This is a genomic window from Vibrio sp. NH-UV-68 (assembly GCF_042940635.1).
GTDB lineage: Bacteria > Pseudomonadota > Gammaproteobacteria > Enterobacterales > Vibrionaceae > Vibrio > Vibrio pacinii.
Genome location: NZ_CP134976.1, coordinates 1,338,177 through 1,353,083, shown reverse-complemented (window position 1 = coordinate 1,353,083; position 14,907 = coordinate 1,338,177). Strand labels below are relative to the sequence as shown.

The 14,907-nt window shown below is 41.8% G+C and carries 18 protein-coding genes; 13 read left to right on the top strand and 5 right to left on the bottom strand.

Annotated elements, in window-relative coordinates; all coding sequences use genetic code 11:
• The first annotated feature begins 15 nt into the window (after window positions 1-15).
• The 3 genes from ViNHUV68_RS20350 to ViNHUV68_RS20340 all read left to right on the top strand — a co-directional run bounded on the left by ViNHUV68_RS20350 (window position 16) and on the right by ViNHUV68_RS20340 (window position 1,530).
• Window positions 16-324 (top strand): transposase, encoded by a 309-nt coding sequence (locus tag ViNHUV68_RS20350; protein WP_038887895.1) that lies wholly within the window; start codon window positions 16-18, stop codon window positions 322-324.
• On the top strand, window positions 321-1,172 hold the full coding sequence (locus tag ViNHUV68_RS20345; RefSeq protein WP_391090960.1) for an IS3 family transposase: 852 nt from the start codon (window positions 321-323) through the stop codon (window positions 1,170-1,172). Before ViNHUV68_RS20350 ends, ViNHUV68_RS20345 begins: the two co-directional genes overlap by 4 nt.
• Window positions 1,173-1,245: 73 nt before the next feature.
• Complete coding sequence (locus ViNHUV68_RS20340; RefSeq protein WP_391091002.1) at window positions 1,246-1,530, top strand: YciI family protein; 285 nt, start codon at window positions 1,246-1,248, stop codon at window positions 1,528-1,530.
• Window positions 1,531-1,692: 162 nt separating this feature from the next.
• Here ViNHUV68_RS20340 and ViNHUV68_RS20335 read toward each other — a convergent pair whose 3' ends face one another.
• Window positions 1,693-2,169, bottom strand: coding sequence for a peroxiredoxin (locus tag ViNHUV68_RS20335; RefSeq protein WP_038177602.1), 477 nt, complete (start codon window positions 2,167-2,169; stop codon window positions 1,693-1,695).
• Window positions 2,170-2,409: 240 nt separating this feature from the next.
• On the opposite strand from ViNHUV68_RS20335, the gene ViNHUV68_RS20330 reads away from it, so the two are divergent.
• Window positions 2,410-2,688, top strand: coding sequence for a hypothetical protein (locus ViNHUV68_RS20330; RefSeq protein ID WP_391091000.1), 279 nt, complete (start codon window positions 2,410-2,412; stop codon window positions 2,686-2,688).
• 195 nt (window positions 2,689-2,883) lie between these two features.
• Here the strand turns inward: ViNHUV68_RS20330 and ViNHUV68_RS20325 are convergent, their stop codons facing one another.
• Entirely contained in the window at window positions 2,884-3,720 is an 837-nt protein-coding gene (locus ViNHUV68_RS20325; RefSeq protein ID WP_391090998.1) for a beta-1,6-N-acetylglucosaminyltransferase, read from the bottom strand.
• 283 nt (window positions 3,721-4,003) lie between these two features.
• Here ViNHUV68_RS20325 and ViNHUV68_RS20320 point away from each other — a divergent pair, with 283 nt between their 5' ends.
• Entirely contained in the window at window positions 4,004-4,510 is a 507-nt protein-coding gene (locus ViNHUV68_RS20320) for a hypothetical protein (protein WP_078558925.1), read from the top strand.
• Window positions 4,511-4,657: 147 nt separating this feature from the next.
• On the opposite strand, the gene ViNHUV68_RS20315 is transcribed toward ViNHUV68_RS20320, so the two are convergent.
• The gene (locus ViNHUV68_RS20315) at window positions 4,658-5,155 is read right to left on the bottom strand and encodes a GNAT family N-acetyltransferase (protein WP_130193611.1); all 498 of its coding nucleotides are present in this window, start codon (window positions 5,153-5,155) and stop codon (window positions 4,658-4,660) included.
• On the bottom strand, window positions 5,152-5,424 hold the full coding sequence (locus ViNHUV68_RS20310; protein WP_038177637.1) for a DUF1778 domain-containing protein: 273 nt from the start codon (window positions 5,422-5,424) through the stop codon (window positions 5,152-5,154). The genes ViNHUV68_RS20315 and ViNHUV68_RS20310 overlap by 4 nt, the downstream gene beginning before the upstream one ends.
• A 306-nt stretch (window positions 5,425-5,730) precedes the next feature.
• Between ViNHUV68_RS20310 and ViNHUV68_RS20305 the strand changes: the two genes are divergently transcribed.
• The 6 genes from ViNHUV68_RS20305 to ViNHUV68_RS20280 all read left to right on the top strand — a co-directional run bounded on the left by ViNHUV68_RS20305 (window position 5,731) and on the right by ViNHUV68_RS20280 (window position 11,143).
• Window positions 5,731-5,940 carry a DUF3955 domain-containing protein gene (locus tag ViNHUV68_RS20305; RefSeq protein ID WP_086495604.1) on the top strand — a complete coding sequence of 70 codons (210 nt, stop codon included), beginning with the start codon at window positions 5,731-5,733 and terminating at the stop codon, window positions 5,938-5,940.
• A gap of 2,160 nt (window positions 5,941-8,100) precedes the next feature.
• A complete protein-coding gene (locus ViNHUV68_RS20300) occupies window positions 8,101-8,472 on the top strand; it encodes a DUF805 domain-containing protein (protein ID WP_391090995.1) in 372 nt (123 codons plus the stop codon).
• A gap of 680 nt (window positions 8,473-9,152) precedes the next feature.
• Window positions 9,153-9,332: a hypothetical protein gene (locus ViNHUV68_RS20295; protein ID WP_077261269.1), complete on the top strand. Its 180-nt coding sequence runs from the start codon at window positions 9,153-9,155 to the stop codon at window positions 9,330-9,332.
• 10 nt (window positions 9,333-9,342) lie between these two features.
• Window positions 9,343-9,504, top strand: coding sequence for an Eag protein (locus tag ViNHUV68_RS20290; RefSeq protein ID WP_391090993.1), 162 nt, complete (start codon window positions 9,343-9,345; stop codon window positions 9,502-9,504).
• 640 nt (window positions 9,505-10,144) lie between these two features.
• Window positions 10,145-10,420, top strand: a complete 276-nt coding sequence (locus ViNHUV68_RS20285; protein ID WP_391090992.1) for an antibiotic biosynthesis monooxygenase — start codon at window positions 10,145-10,147, stop codon at window positions 10,418-10,420.
• A gap of 165 nt (window positions 10,421-10,585) precedes the next feature.
• The gene (locus ViNHUV68_RS20280; RefSeq protein ID WP_391090990.1) at window positions 10,586-11,143 is read left to right on the top strand and encodes a hypothetical protein; all 558 of its coding nucleotides are present in this window, start codon (window positions 10,586-10,588) and stop codon (window positions 11,141-11,143) included.
• A 138-nt stretch (window positions 11,144-11,281) separates the two neighbouring features.
• On the opposite strand, the gene ViNHUV68_RS20275 is transcribed toward ViNHUV68_RS20280, so the two are convergent.
• Complete coding sequence (locus tag ViNHUV68_RS20275) at window positions 11,282-11,521, bottom strand: RNA recognition motif domain-containing protein (protein WP_391090988.1); 240 nt, start codon at window positions 11,519-11,521, stop codon at window positions 11,282-11,284.
• A 248-nt stretch (window positions 11,522-11,769) separates the two neighbouring features.
• On the opposite strand from ViNHUV68_RS20275, the gene ViNHUV68_RS20270 reads away from it, so the two are divergent.
• Both ViNHUV68_RS20270 and ViNHUV68_RS20265 read left to right on the top strand, forming a co-directional pair.
• On the top strand, window positions 11,770-12,126 hold the full coding sequence (locus ViNHUV68_RS20270) for a hypothetical protein (protein ID WP_391090986.1): 357 nt from the start codon (window positions 11,770-11,772) through the stop codon (window positions 12,124-12,126).
• Window positions 12,127-12,713: 587 nt separating this feature from the next.
• Window positions 12,714-13,229 (top strand): lipocalin family protein, encoded by a 516-nt coding sequence (locus ViNHUV68_RS20265; protein WP_391090985.1) that lies wholly within the window; start codon window positions 12,714-12,716, stop codon window positions 13,227-13,229.
• Window positions 13,230-14,907: the final 1,678 nt, after the last annotated feature.

Here is a 14,907-nt window from a genome sequence, read left to right as displayed (position 1 = left end):
ATTGAGAGGTGATTTATGGCTAAACATCGTAATCCAGCGTACACCGAAGAGTTCCGCAAAGAAGCAGTGCGCCTGGCCAGTCTTCCTGGCCGAACAGCAGTCTCCGTTGCTAAGGAACTGGGCATCAGTGCCCAGCAAATCCGGAACTGGAAGCGCCAGTTCACACGCCTATCTGATAAACAGTTTAACACCTTAGACGGTGTCGATTATTCGAAGAAAGAGTCCGAAGAACTCCGAGCGCTAAGGCGCGAGAACAAGCGTCTACGTGATGAGATGGAATTCCTAAAAAAGGTGTCGGCGTACTTCGCGAAGAACCAAGAGTGAAGTACGAGTATATCGAGAGCTATGTTGGGGAATACAAAATCACTCATATGTGCCACGCCTTGGACGTTTCGCCGAGTGGTTATTACAAATGGTTAAATCGAGAGCCGAGTGAGCGTTCAAAGCGTCGATGCCGCTTTGAGCAGTTAGTCATGTGTACCTTTGCGAAGCATCGTGCTCGCTATGGTTCAGTTCGAATCACCGATGAGCTGAATCAAGCAGGCTATGCCTGCTGCGTCAACTATATTGCTGATATCATGAAAGAAAAGGGTATCAAAGCACGTAATGGGATAGGGTTCAAATACACTAAGGATGTGGCAGCGATGACTAATGTGGCGGATAATTTGTTAAGAAGAGACTTCGAAGCAAAGAGCCCTAATCAGAAATGGGTGACTGACATTACATACATCTGGGTGAAGAGGCGTTGGCTCTACCTAGCCACGGTACAAGATCTGCATTCGAGGCGTATTGTTGGTTGGTCGCTAGATACAACGATGACGGTTCAACTCATTACGAATGCACTGAAAATGGCGTTTAAGTCACGTAAGCCGCCTAAGGGCGTCATAATCCACTCAGACCGTGGTGTACAATATAGAGCACATGATTATCAGGACTTCATGCGTAAGCATGGAGGTGTGCCGAGCATGAGCCGCAAAGGCAATTGTTGGGATAATGCGGTGATGGAGTCCTTCTACAGTCGACTGAAAGTCGAGCTGATATATGCAGAAGACTACCAAGATATAGAGGAAGCTCGAATGGGGATCTTCGAATATATCGAGATCTATTACAATCGAAATAGAAAGCACTCAGCGTTGGGCTATGTGAGTCCAGCTGAGTTCGAAAGTGTGTAGTTATGTTGTGTCCACTTTTCGTGGGGTACACCAGTGCCACTGTGTTTCAGCGTAAAAGATATAAGGATTATGTATGTTTATCATCTCTTTGACTTATCAAGTGCCTCTAGAGAAAGTAGATGCTTTTATCCCTGAGCATGTGGACTATCTCAATGAGCAATATGCAAAAGGTCATTTTATTTTATCCGGGCGCAAAGAACCAAGAACTGGTGGTGTCATCATTTCCACTATTGGCGACCGAAACAAGCTGAATGACGTAATCGCTCAAGACCCTTTTCACCGAGAAGGTTTAGCCAGCTATGAAGTGACAGAAATCGTGCCAACGAAGGCGTCAGAAGAGCTAGATTTCTTAGTCTAATATCTGGCACATAACAAAGCGTTTAAGAGTGATTCCAAACGCTTGCCGGTTTCGCTTCGCTCAAGTATGGCAAGCGCTTGTCACACCTTAACGCAGCGTTATGTGTATTCACGGGAAAAGGGTTCAGAATAGGCTACTCTGAACCGTTGTTGTTCTTGAAGGTTACTTGAGAGCAGCTAAAATAGTCTCGGCTTTGCTAGCTTCAAATTGTTTTGGCTCCTCGACATTTAGCTGTGTAATCACGCCATTTTCGATAACCATTGCATAGCGCTGTGAACGAATTCCACCGAAAGTCGCCGTATCCATTTCAAGCCCCAACGATTTTGTAAAGCTGGCATCGCCATCGGCTAACATCATAATTTCTGTGGCGTTTTGTGCCTCACCCCAAGCTTGCATTACAAAAGCATCGTTAACTGAAACACAAGCAATGAGATCGATACCTGTTGCCTTAATTTCGTCAGCGAGTACAACGTAACCAGGTAGATGGGCCTCTGAGCAAGTAGGTGTAAATGCTCCGGGTACAGCGAAGAGTACAACTCGCTTGTTTGCAAAAAGCTCGTCAGTGTTATGGTTTACCATTCCTTCGTTACCTAGTTCACTAAGGGTAGCGGTTGGTAATGTTTGGCCTATCTGGATCATGTCTGTATTCCTTATTTTATTTGACTTGAATAGTGTAGCGGTCAAAGTAAGAGCGGACCACCCATAGAAAATAAGGGTATAATGGTTGCAGTCGAAAAATACACATAACAAAGCGTTTAAGGGTGATTCCAAACGCTTGCCGGTTTCGCTTCGCTCAAGTATGGCAAGCGCTTGTCACACCTTAACGCAGCGTTAGTTGCCAGCGGAATAAACGCAGCTAAGGTAGAAAATTTAGGGCTAATGAATCGTGCAATTGTGCTCGGTTTTGTGCTTTGGTGTGGCTTGCCGGAATTGCGTACGATTTTTAATGTTGTGGTTTTATTTTGCCGTTTCAGACGCTATTTACTCGTTGGAATTCAGCTTTGTGGCATTGCCTTTCCAAAAGGTCTTTTGGCTGCTTTCAGCCAGCTTTCTACGGCGTTGCTAGTTCCAAGTGGTTTCAGTGACAGGCGCTTTAAAACTGCGCCTGACTTGAGTTTTTCAAGGTGCTCAAAAACGGTGTTGGCAAAGTGGAAATGAACTGGAAATCAAAGGTTTAGAATGGCAACTAACAAGGCGTTTAAGGCAGATTCGCAACGCTACGCATTTTCGGTTTGCTTTGAATTTAGTGTTTACGGCACAATGGTTTAGGTTAGGTGGTGATGTTGCTCACTACTTAACGCGGCGTTAGGTTTCTTTGAGCCACCCCGTAAATACAGGGTGGTTCATTAAAGACTAGACAGTTGCACCGAGGTGGTGTTCAATTCTATCCACCACTTTAGCATCCTCTAACAGATCAAATTTTCGAGCGAAAAGATTAGGGCTCGATATTAAGTTGGAAATATCGGCCATTGTAAACGTCCTTGGCCTTAGCTTTATGTCTCCATCTGGTACCCAATCGATAAAACGCAAATCATCTTGAACTATTTCACCATGACAATCGTTATTCATCATAACCGTTTGGAAAAATCCCTCATCAGCAATAAAAGTATTTTTATAAAATTCTTTATAGGGCTGAGATGCATCCGTATTACAGACAAAGTCACAGAACTGTCGCGACACAATCATCCATTGAGTGCCAATAAACGGTGTTATTCCTGACATGAACTTTCTGGCTATTTTAGGTCGGTAAATATGTTCTTCATATTCAAAACACATATTTTCTATGCGATTCATCGTTTCGGGCCTAGCTTCATTTTGGTCTAGTGCTCGAATGAATTCCTTGTCTGGATTATTTGACAAAAAGTCATGAATATATAGCTGAGTTTTCAATGGAAAATCTTGTCCACTTAGGTTTATAAAATGAGTCCAGCTTTTATTCATATTTAATAACTTAGCCATACCACGAAGTTCAATATTAACTAGGCTATATCCACCCCATAGCGCATTTTCTGATTCAAGAATTTCGGCATTTTTGTAATCACCTATAAACAAAGATATTTCATCTAAAATTTCTTTGCCAGAAGTTTTGTCAACATGGATAACGTAGTGATTTTTTGGATGGTATATGGCATGAAATAACCGTTTAAATTGATCTGGATAGCGGTGAACGAGAATAAGATAAGCAATCATTAGATCATTCCTTGAGAAATCTGGAATATTTATTTTCACGCTCCAGTTGTCTCAGTTAGGGAATGTATGTTCTGAGTGGTAAGGCGTGTTCTTATCCTTATACTATATGGGGGCTCTGTCTTGATTAATCAATAGCAATGAAATATAAACCTAACAAAGCGTTTAAGAGTGATTCCAAACGCTTGCCGGTTTCGCTTCGCTCACAGTGTGGCAAGCGCTTGTCACACCTTAACGCAGCGTTAGGTGCTACTTGAGTACGTCTTGTAGAAATTAAGAAGATAAAATGAAAATAGAATATGATGTTGATTTGTACAAAAAGATAGCTAGATTTCAAGTGAATGATATTGTTGAGGTTAGTAATCGAAAAGGTATTCGTTCAGTAATTCATGTTAAAAATATTACTAAGCTATCTTGGCAAGAATTACAGCTATTAGTATCAGGTGGTTCAGATCGTTTTACTAAAATGGTTATTCTGTACCAGCATTACAGTAATTTGGCTTCATTCTCAAATGTCATTAGAGGTTCACAGTTAACTAAGAAAGAATCTGACGAAGTTAAAGCCTACATCGACATTTATCAGCTAAATGGTTTCGTTGAACATCATGAAGTCAACCGTTACATTACCATCAATGGTATTTGGAGTTTATTCCCGACAATCAGATCTATGAATGATCATGGCAATGGTAAGATCGTCGAGGGTATTCAGCCTAGATATTTTGAAATCGTTTGTAAGATATTGAATATTTCAGGAGATGATGGTGCTCCCCTAAAAGGGTTCTCCCCATACTAGCACCTAACAAACTGTTCAAGAGGGATTCGCAACGCGTGGCATTTTTACTATGCGTTAGTTTTAGTGTTTAAGGTGGAATGCGGCGGCTTCGGTGTTGCGTTGCTCACCCCTTAACAGGGCGTTAGTTTGCTAAAGGCTAGCGGTTAACTAGCCTAAGCTTGCTCTCACATCTGCAATGGTGATGAAGAGTTTGTTTTCAGCGTCTTGAAATGCTTGAAAACCATAGCGTTCATAGAAATGTTTTGCTCCGTCTTTGGCATCAACGATAACAACTGGAAATGCAACGCTATCACTAGCGGCTAATAGCTTTCTGAGTGCGTCGATAAGCAGCCACTCACCAAAGCCTTTCCCTTTGTATCGGTCATCAACAGCAAGACGGGCAATCAGACCACCAGAGGTGGATGATTGGTGCTTTTTTTGTAACTTATCAGGCAATGCCTTTAAGTCAATTGGTGTCATTGTTAGCGTGTAAAAGCCGATGACATGTGAGTTGTTGCTATCATCTTCCAAAACAAACGTTCTGGTGTTGTCCTTCTTTGCTTGCTGACTCGCCATTCCTTTTAAGTAATTATTGAGAGCTTCGATGCCACAGTTGAATCGGTTTCTATCGTGTTTAGCTTTATCTAGAAGTACCGTATTCATCATTGAGTTTTACTCTCGTATCGATCAGCAGCAGCTTTTAGTTTTGAGTTCTGTGTCGCAGGACGGTCTAAAGCTTCCATAAGGAACATCGCGTCAGCTTGGCTCAGTTTTAAAGCCTGTTCACGTTCGATGACTTGTTTAGCTTTTTCGATTGCAGCGCTTAGAACAAACGAATTGATGCTAGACATGCCGGCGATCGCGGCAGCCTTAGTAAGTAAGTCTTGTGTATCGACATCAACTCTAGCGGTGATGCGAGGCAAAGTAGTAGCCATAATGTTATCTCCTGTTGTGTCAAAATGTCACATGTGTATTATGGTCTTAAAGTGTGCAATAAGCAATCTCTGTGTCACTTTGGCACGCAAACTAACAAACAATTTAAGAGGGATTCCCAACGCTTGGCATTTTTGCTTCTACTTCAAATTTAGTGTTTATGGCACAATGCCTTAGGTTTGGGTAGTAGCGTTGCTCACCCCTTAATTGGGCGTTATAACTTGTCTGTCCAATCATGTTTATTGAGAGTGAACCATGTACACTTACAAAATGTCTAAAATTTTAGATATTCAAATGTTGAGGCTCCGATGAATTTTCTCCGTAAGTATAAAATAAGTGTTCTTTTCTGTATCAGCGGTATTTTGTGTTTAATTGCTTATAACACCATCGGTTCATACGTAGACGAGAATGGCTTCTTAGTTGAGCCATTTGGGTTCATTCCTTTATTCTGGCTTTTTCAGCTACTGGCGTTAGTGGCTTTGGTTATTGCCTTCGTTAAACATAGAAAGGTTCAGTAAACGGGCTAGTTAAGGCACAAGCACATGAAGAAGCTTCGTTATAACAAGGCGTTTAAGAGTGATTCCAAACGCTTGCCGGTTTCGCTTCGCTCAAGTATGGCAAACGCTTGTCACACCTTAACGCAGCGTTATGTTTACTTGTATTTCAGTGGCTTAAAGTTTCTTCGATCTATGTTCTTTGTCCCTTAGGCAGTTCGTTCGAGTACTTCAGCAAATCCGCATTGTCGAACCCAATTCTTGAATCTCTCAGCCCGTAAAACATGTCAATATTCGCGGGTTGCTTCATTTGAAGGTCGTGGCGGTTGGTTTTAAATCTCATTGGCTCTAAGGCGCTTTCAGCGTATTTGCCAATCAGCATATCAGCTTGGCAGTTGCCTCGGCAATTTGCCATTGTTCTGCGCTGTGGTTGGAAAGAGAGGGCGCTTGTTGAGGCCAAGTCGGGTTGCCTCATTGGGCAGGGAAGTGGACTTACGCGCTTTATGTTTCGTGCCTTTGGCGGCCAAGTGAGGTTGAGCTTGTGACTGACTTCTTGAAACGTGGTCAATAATGCAGTTCTTTGCCAAATAAATCAGTCATTTGTGGTAAAACATAACAAACAATTCAAGCAGACCCTCAACGCTCAGCATTTTGGGTTTGCGTTGAATTTCGTGTTTACGGTGTCATGCGGAAAGTCAGCCAGTGCGTTTCGGGCTACTTAATTCGGCGTTAGTTGCCAGCGGTAAAAACGCAGCTAAGGCAGAAAGTTTAGGGCTAATGAAATTTTCAGTTTTGCTCGATTTTTGTCTGGTTGTGGTTTGCTGAAATTGTGTTCGATGTTTAATGTTGTGGTTTTGTTTTGCCGTTTCAGGCGCTAACTTACTCGTTGAAAGTCAGCTTTGTGACATTGTCTTTCCAAAAGGTTTTTTTGATGCTTTTAGGCAGTTTTCTACGGCGTTGTAAGTTCCAAGTGGTTTCAGTAACAGTTGCTTTGAAACTGCGCCTGATTTGAGTTTTTCAAAGCGCTCAAAAACGGTGTTGGCAAAGTGGAAATGAACTGGAAATCAGAGGTTTAGAATGGCAACTAACAAAGCGTTTAAGGCAGATTCGCAACGCTAGGCATTTTTGGTTTGCTTTGAATTTAGTGTTTACGGCACAATGGTTTAGGTTAGGTGGCAATGTTGCTCACTACTTAACGCAGCGTTAGTTGCCAGTGGTAAAAATGCAGCTAAAGCAGAAAGTTTAAGGCTAATGAATTGTGCAAATTTGCTCAGTTTTGTGTCTGGGTGTGTTGTTTGATGAAATTGTGTTCGATTTTTAATGTAGTGGCTTTGTTTTGCCGTTTCAGACGCTATTTTACTCGTTGAAACTCAGCTTTGTGGTATTGCCTTTCCAAAAGGTCTATTTGGTGCTTTCAGCCAGCTTTTTGCGGCGTTGCTAGTTACAAGTGGTTTCAGTGATAGTCGCTTTGAAACTGCGCCTGATTTGAGTTTTTCAAAGCGCTCAAAACGGTGTTGGCAAAGTGGAAATAAACTGGTAATCAAAGGTTTAGAATGACAACTAACAAGGCGTTTAAGGCAGATTCGCAACGTTAGGCATTTTCGGTTTGCTTCGAATTTAGTGTTTACGGCACAATGGTTTAGGTTAAGTGGCAATGTTGCTCACTACTTAACGCAGCGTTAGTTGCCAGCGAGAAAAACGCAGCTAAGGCAGAAAGTTTAGGGCTAATGAATTGTGCAATTTTACTCTGTTTTGTGTTTGAGTGTGTGGTTTGCTGAAATTGTGTTTAATGTTGTGGTTTTGTTTTGCCGTTTCAGACGCGAATGTACTTGTTGAAAGTCAGCCTTGTGACATTGCCTTTCCAAAAGGTCTTTTTGGTGTATTCAGCCAGTTTTCTACGGCGTTGCTAGTTCCAAGTGGTTTCAGTGATAGTCGCTTTGAAACTGCGCCTGACTTGAGTTTTTCAAAGCGCTCAAAACCGGTACTGGCAAAGTGGAAATAAAGAGGAAATCAAAGGGTTAGAATGGCAACTAACAAGGCGTTTAAGGCAGATTCGCAACGCTAGGCATTTTTGGTTTGCGTTGAATTTAGTGTTTACGGCACAATGGTTTAGGTTAGGTGGCAGTGTTGCTCACTACTTAACGCGGCGTTAGGCATTTCTAATATTAATCAAAAGGATATATCATGAATTGGTACATAACAGCAGTTAAGAAATATGCCACTTTTAGCGGGCGTTCTCGCAGAAAGGAGTATTGGTATTTCTTTCTGTTTAACTTACTCATTAGCTTTTTCCTAACCTTTGTTGACGGTTTAACAGGTAGCTTCGATCCTGATACTGGTTACGGTTTGTTAAGCGGGATTTACACTTTAGCATTGTTGATTCCGGGAATAGCTGTTGGTGTTCGCAGACTACATGATACAGATCGCTCGGGTTGGTGGTTGTTGATAGTGCTTATCCCCATCATAGGTGTTTTGGTCTTATTATACTTCACTGCTTCGAAAGGAAATTCAGGATCAAATAGATATGGAAGTGATCCGAAGGAAGTAAATGCCTAACAAACAATTTAAGCAGACCCTCAACGCTCAGCACTTTTGGTTTGCGTCGAGTTTGGCGTTGCCGAGGAATGCGGAAGGTTAGCCAGTGCGTTTCGGGCTACTTAATTGGGCGTTAGTTGCCAGTGAGAAAAACGCAGCTAAGGCAGAAAATTTAGGGCTAATGAAATTTTCAGTTTTGCTCGATTTTTGTCTGGTTGTGGTTTGCTGAAATTGTGTTCGATGTTTAATGTTGTGGTTTTGTTTTGCCGTTTCAGACGCTAATTCATTCGTTGAAAGTCAGCTTTGTGACATTGTCTTTCCAAAAGGTCTTTTTGGTGCTTTTAGTCAGCTTTCTACGCCGTTACTAGTTCCAAGTGGTTTCAGTGACAGGCGCTTTGAAATTGCGCCTGATTTGAGTTTTTCAAAGCGCTCAAAAACGGTGTTGGCAAAGTGGAAATGAACGGGAAATCATAGGTGTAGAATGGCAACTAACAAGGCGTTTAAGGCAGATTCGCAACGCTGGGCATTTTCGGTTTGCTTTGAATTTAGTGTTTACGGCACAATGGTTTAGGTCAGGTGGCAATGTTGCTCACTACTTAACGCGGCGTTATGTGCTTAATGGGAACGCCGTTTTGTCTATGCCTTCACAATTGCCTCTATATGCATATAGTATGATTCTTCTTTTAGTATGGAGGGAGCTCATGAAAGCAACGCAAATGCAAAGTGTAGAAGAAAAAGATGTACCTAATTGTTCTCATTCTAACTTGTCTAAAGAGTACCACTTAGGTTCAGCGACTGGTGACTATGTCTGTGACGATTGTGGTAAATCAGGTTTTGGTCGTAACTGGCCTGAATACTCTAAAAAACAAGAACAACAATAAGAGGCTATATATGAAAAGAGCAGGTGCTGTTTGTCCTGAATGTGGCTCTACTTCTAGACCATATAAAGAGAAAATCATGGGGCAAGATACACAAGATTTAATCTGTGCAGATTGTAATTACACAGGTTGGTGGACTGAATTTCAGCCAAAAGATGAAGGCGAAGAAGACTAATCAGCCTAAGCGGTGAACACGCACATAACAATCTGTTTAAGAGTGATTCGCAACGCTTGGCATTATTGCTATGCGTTGCGTTTTGTGTTTAAGGTGGCATGCGGGAGCCTCGGTATTGCGTTGCTCACACCTTAACAGGGCGTTAGTTGCCAACGGAAAAAACGCAGCTAAAGCAGAAAAATTAAGGCTAATGAATCGTGCAATTGTGCTCGGATTTGTTTCTATATCTAGTTTGCTGAAGTTGCGTTCGATTTAAATATTGTGGTTTTGTTTTGCCGTTTCAGGCGCTAACTTACTCGTTGAAAGTCAGCTTTGTGACATTGTCTTTCCAAAAGGTCTTTTTGGTGCTTTTAGTCAGTTTTCTACGGCGTTGCTAATTCCAAGTGGTTTCAGTGACAGGCGCTTTGAAACTGCGCCTGATTTGAGTTTTCAAAGCGTATCAAAGACGGTGTTGGCAAAGTGAAAATGAACTTGAAATCAAAGGGTTTAGAATGGCAACTAACAAAGCGTTTAAGGCAGATTCGCAACGCTAGGCATTTTTGGTTTGCTTTGAATTTAGTGTTTACAGCACAATGGTTTAGGTTAGGTGTGGTAATGTTGCTCACTACTTAACGCGGCGTTATGCGTTTCGAGGAAATTTATGTCAAAAGTAACATTGAAAGGCTTTATTCTAGTTCCTGATCTAGATCTTGAGTTAGTGAAAAGTGAGTTGGAACACCATAAACGTCTTACTCTCGAAGAACCCGGTTGTATTACCTTTAGTGTCACTGAGAATCCAGAAAACCCTCTCCGTTTTGATGTTTACGAAGAATTCACGGATAAAGTTGCTTTCGAGCAACATCAGCAAAGAGTTAAAGCTTCCCATTGGGGTAAGGTAACTGTGAACGTTGAGCGTCATTACGAAGTCTTTGAGTAAACGCATAACAAAGCGTTTAAGACGGATTCACAACGCTTGGCGATTTCAGTTCCAGTTAGGTTAAGTGTTTAAGGTACAATGGTTTAGGTTAGGTGGTTAGCGTTGTTCACCACTTAACGCGGCGTTAGGCATCACCGAGGATTTGAGAGAAATAAAGGAAGTCAAATGGAAGTAGCAACACTTACTAGTATTTTGGGGGCGATAGTAGGGGCTTTAACTGGAAATGTTGGAGCTGCTTTGTTAGGTGCAGCGATTGGTGCAGGATTATCGGCAACGTTTATCGTGATTCATGAAACGAACAGAGAACGAAAGAATAGGGCGTTGGACTTAATCCAAGAATATACATCTCCAGATTACATACAGTTGAGAAATGATGCGGGTCAAGCTCTTAGAAAAGCCCTTGAAGAACAAGAAGTCCCTTCTTGGAATAATCTTTACCACAACTTACCTAAAGAAGAGTGGAAGAAAATCTCCAAAATTGAGCACTTTTATAAAAAGCTAAATTTTATGATTGAGATCGGAGAGGCAGATGCAAAGTACATAGGCAAGTACTTCGAGCAAGAGTTTTGGTATTGGCAAAAACGTTATTTTAGCAAAATTAACATGGCATCAGACAAGCCAGAAATGAGGTTCGGTGCTTTAGCGTCCATTGTAAAAAGCCCAATAAGCTCTATGGAGCCAAAGATGCCTAACAAAGCGTTTAAGGCAGATTCGCAACGTTAGGCATTTTTGGTTTGCTTTGAATTTAGTGTTTACGGCACAATGGTTTAGGTTAGGTGGCAATGTTGCTCACTACTTAACGCGGCGTTAGGTGCTTAAGCGGAAAACTGCCAGCAGAAATCAACCACTGGCTTTTTGAGTTTAGTTTTGAGCGCGTTTTACTCGAATGGTGCTTTTAGCAACGTTTGAAAGGTTTAGGTTTTGGATAGCAGCTTTTGCTTCCTTGTCATCTGGCATTTCGACAAACGCGAAACCTTTTGATAAACCTGATTCTTGGTCTAGAACCAAGTTGCACTCGGTAACTTTACCGTGAGCAGAGAATAGTACACGAACTTCGTGTTCAGTGATGGTACGCGCTAGATTGCGAACTAAAAGTTTCATATTATTTTGCCTAATGTAATTTGCGGCCCAAGTGTCTCAGTATTAGAGAAGTAAACCAAGGTAAATTAGTGGTGAACCTTTAAAAACGCACCTAACAAAGCGTTTAAGGCAGATTCGCAACGCTGGGCATTTTTGGTTTTCTTTGAATTTAGTGTTTATGGCACAATGCTTTAGGTTAGGTGGCAATGTTGCTCACTACTTAACGCAGCGTTAGCACTAATATGAATATTAAGGTTCGAGGTATAAACATGATTTTCCAAAGTAAGTCGGGTGAAATTGAGCATGGCACTCATCTTTGCCAAGAATTGAAAGCTTTCCTCATAGAGCATGAACCATCTTTTGACTCATCTCTTGTACCTGATTTGTCACATATTAACTCTCGTGCTGAAAACCACACTGGAATTGATATATTCGATGTTACTTTTCTCGGTGGTAATGAATATCAGCTTGATTACCAGTATCAGTGGTCTATTTATAATGGTTGTGCTGACATGGATCTTGAAGGAGAAGAAGAGTCTTCTGTTACTTTCACCCTTGGGGATGATGGCGAAGTAGAGTTCGATATTCTAGAAGTCGAAGAACGTAGCACAATCGAAGAATTTTAGTGCTAACAAAGCATTTAAGAGTGATTCGCAACGCTTGGCGGTTTCGCTTCGCTCAAGTATAGCCAAGCGTCGCTCACACCTTAATGCGGCGTTAGTTGCCAACGGAAAAAACGCAGCTAAAGCAGAAAAATTAAGGCTAATGAATTGTGCAATTGTGCTCGGTTTTGTATCTGGGTGTGGTTTGCTTAAATTGTGTTCTATTTTAATCTTGTGGTTTTGTTTTGCCGTTTCAGACGCTAATTCACTTGTTGAAAGTCAGCTTTGTGACATTGTCTTTCCAAAAGGTCTTTTTGGTGCTTTTAGGCAGTTATCTACGGCGTTGTAAGTTCCAAGTGGTTTCAGTGACAGGCGCTTTGAAACTGCGCCTGATTTGAGTTTTTCAACGCGTTAAAAATCGGTGTTGGCAAAGTGGAAATAAACGGGAAATCATAGGTTTAGAATGGCAACTAACAAAGCGTTTAAGGCAGATTCGCAACGCTAGGCATTTATGGTTTGCTTTGAATTTAGTGTTTACGGCACAATGGTTTAGGTTAGGTGGTAATGTTGCTCACTACTTAACGCGGCGTTAGGTTTTTACGGAGGAAACCATGAGAAAAGTACTTCTGTTCATAGTTTTATTATCGCTAGGTGGTTGTTTAGGCATGCCTAAAACAATAAAACCAGTTAAGGATTTCAAGCTTAATAATTATTTAGGTCAGTGGTACGAAATAGCTCGCTTAGATCATTCGTTTGAACGAGGTTTGAGTCAGGTCACTGCCGAATATAGATTGCGTAAAGATGGCGGTGTTTCGGTGTTGAACCGCGGTTATTCCGCAGCAACCCAAGAATGGAAAGAAGCGGAAGGTAAAGCATATTTCGTTAACAACCCTGACGAAGGGTATTTGAAAGTGTCGTTTTTTGGCCCATTTTATGGCTCATATGTGGTCTTTGACCTAGAAAAAGAAAACTACGAATATGCTTTTGTATCAGGTCCGAACAATGATTATCTTTGGTTGTTATCGCGGTCACCGAGTGTAAGTGCAGATATCATCGAAAGGTTTGAAGAACTGGCTGAACAGAATGGTTTTGATGTTGAGCAATTAATATACGTGGAACAAAAATAAACCTAACAAGGCGTTTAAGAGTGATTCCAAACGCTTGCCGGTTTCGCTTCGCTCAAGTGTGGCAAACGCTTGTCACACCTTAACGCAGCGTTATGTTTACTTGTATTTCAGTGGCTTAAAGTTTGTTTGATCTATGTTCTTTGTCCCTTTGGCAGTTCGTTCGAGTACTTCAGCAAATCCGCATTGTCGGCCTAAATTCTTGAATCTCTCAACCTATAAAACATGCCAATATTCGTGGGTTGCTTCATTTGCAGGGTCGTGGTGGCTGGTTTTAAGTTTCACTGGCTTTAAGGCGCTTTCAGCGTATTTGCCAAGTAGCATGTCGGCTTGGCAGTTGCCTCGGCAATTTGCCATTGTTCTGCGCTGTGGTTGGAAAGAGAGGGCGCTTGTTGAGCCTTTGTCGGGTTGCCTCATTGGGCAGGGAAGTGGACTTACGCGCTCTGTGTCTAGCGCATCTGGCGGCCAAGTGAGTTTTGGCGTGTGATTAGGCTCAGAAAACACGGTCAATAATGCAGTTCTTTGCCAAATAAATCAGTCATTTGTGGTAAAACATAACAAACAATTCAAGCAGATTCGTAACGCTTGGCGAATTTACTATGCGTTGGCTTTTGTGTTTTAAGTGGTTTGCAGCGGCTTGGTCAGTGCGTTACTCACTACTTAATTGGGCGTTATGTTTACTTGTATTTCAGTGGCTTAAAGTTTCTTCGATCTATGTTCTTTGTCCCTTTGGCAGTTCGTCCGAGTTACTTCAGCAAATCCGCATTGTCGGCCTAAATCCTTGAATTTCTCAGCCCGTAAAACATGCCAATATTCGTGGGTTGCTTCATTTTCAGGTCGTGGCGGTTGACGTTAAATGTCATTGGCTCTAAGGCGCTTTCAGCGTATTTGCCAAGTAGCATGTCGACTTAGCAGTTGCCTCGGCAATTTGCCATTGTTCTGCGCTGTGGTTGGAAAGAGAGGGCGCTTGTTGAGCGTTTATCGGGTTGCCTCATTGGGCAGGGAAGTGGACTTATGCGCTTTGTGTCTAGCGCATCTGGCGGCCAAGTGAGTTTGAGTGTGTGATTCACTTCTTGAAATGCGGTCAATAAAGCAGTTCTTTGCCAAATAAATCAGTCATTTGTGGTAAAACATAACAAACAATTCAAGCAGACCCTCAACGCTTAGCACTTTTGGTTTGCGTTGAATTTCGTGTTGCAGAGCAATGCGGAAAGTTAGCCAGGGCGTTTCGGGCTACTTAATTGGGCGTTAGTTGCCAGCGAGAAAAACGCAGCTAAGGCAGAAAATTAAGGCTAATGAATCGTGCAATTGTGCTCAGCTTTGTCTCTATGATCTAGTTTGCTGAAGTTGCGTTCGATTTTTTAATATTGTGGCTTTGTTTTGCCGTTTCAGACGCGAATGTACTCGTTGAAAATCAGCTTTGTGACATTGTCTTTCCAAAAGGTCTTTTTGATGCTTTTAGTCAGTTTTCTACGGCGTTGATAATTCCAAGTGGTTTCAGTGACAGGCGCTTTAAAACTGCGCCTGATTTAAGTTTTTCAACGCGCTCAAAAACGGTGTTGGCAAAGCGGAAATAAACTGGAAATCAAAGGTGTAGAATGCAACTAACAAAGCGTTTAAGGCAGATTCGCAACGCTTAGCATTTTCGGTTTGCTTTGAATTTAGTGTTTACGGCACAATG

Bases quoted from the DNA above. Each gene is read 5' to 3' on its own strand.
- ViNHUV68_RS20350 (WP_038887895.1), top strand. From the start codon at position 16: ATGGCTAAACATCGTAATCCAGCGTACACCGAAGAGTTCCGCAAAGAA.
- ViNHUV68_RS20340 (WP_391091002.1), top strand. From the start codon at position 1,246: ATGTTTATCATCTCTTTGACTTATCAAGTGCCTCTAGAGAAAGTAGAT.
- ViNHUV68_RS20335 (WP_038177602.1), bottom strand. From the start codon at position 2,169: ATGATCCAGATAGGCCAAACATTACCAACCGCTACCCTTAGTGAACTA.
- ViNHUV68_RS20330 (WP_391091000.1), top strand. From the start codon at position 2,410: ATGAATCGTGCAATTGTGCTCGGTTTTGTGCTTTGGTGTGGCTTGCCG.
- ViNHUV68_RS20325 (WP_391090998.1), bottom strand. From the start codon at position 3,720: ATGATTGCTTATCTTATTCTCGTTCACCGCTATCCAGATCAATTTAAA.
- ViNHUV68_RS20320 (WP_078558925.1), top strand. From the start codon at position 4,004: ATGAAAATAGAATATGATGTTGATTTGTACAAAAAGATAGCTAGATTT.
- ViNHUV68_RS20315 (WP_130193611.1), bottom strand. From the start codon at position 5,155: ATGATGAATACGGTACTTCTAGATAAAGCTAAACACGATAGAAACCGA.
- ViNHUV68_RS20310 (WP_038177637.1), bottom strand. From the start codon at position 5,424: ATGGCTACTACTTTGCCTCGCATCACCGCTAGAGTTGATGTCGATACA.
- ViNHUV68_RS20305 (WP_086495604.1), top strand. From the start codon at position 5,731: ATGAATTTTCTCCGTAAGTATAAAATAAGTGTTCTTTTCTGTATCAGC.
- ViNHUV68_RS20300 (WP_391090995.1), top strand. From the start codon at position 8,101: ATGAATTGGTACATAACAGCAGTTAAGAAATATGCCACTTTTAGCGGG.
- ViNHUV68_RS20295 (WP_077261269.1), top strand. From the start codon at position 9,153: ATGAAAGCAACGCAAATGCAAAGTGTAGAAGAAAAAGATGTACCTAAT.
- ViNHUV68_RS20290 (WP_391090993.1), top strand. From the start codon at position 9,343: ATGAAAAGAGCAGGTGCTGTTTGTCCTGAATGTGGCTCTACTTCTAGA.
- ViNHUV68_RS20285 (WP_391090992.1), top strand. From the start codon at position 10,145: ATGTCAAAAGTAACATTGAAAGGCTTTATTCTAGTTCCTGATCTAGAT.
- ViNHUV68_RS20280 (WP_391090990.1), top strand. From the start codon at position 10,586: ATGGAAGTAGCAACACTTACTAGTATTTTGGGGGCGATAGTAGGGGCT.
- ViNHUV68_RS20275 (WP_391090988.1), bottom strand. From the start codon at position 11,521: ATGAAACTTTTAGTTCGCAATCTAGCGCGTACCATCACTGAACACGAA.
- ViNHUV68_RS20270 (WP_391090986.1), top strand. From the start codon at position 11,770: ATGATTTTCCAAAGTAAGTCGGGTGAAATTGAGCATGGCACTCATCTT.
- ViNHUV68_RS20265 (WP_391090985.1), top strand. From the start codon at position 12,714: ATGAGAAAAGTACTTCTGTTCATAGTTTTATTATCGCTAGGTGGTTGT.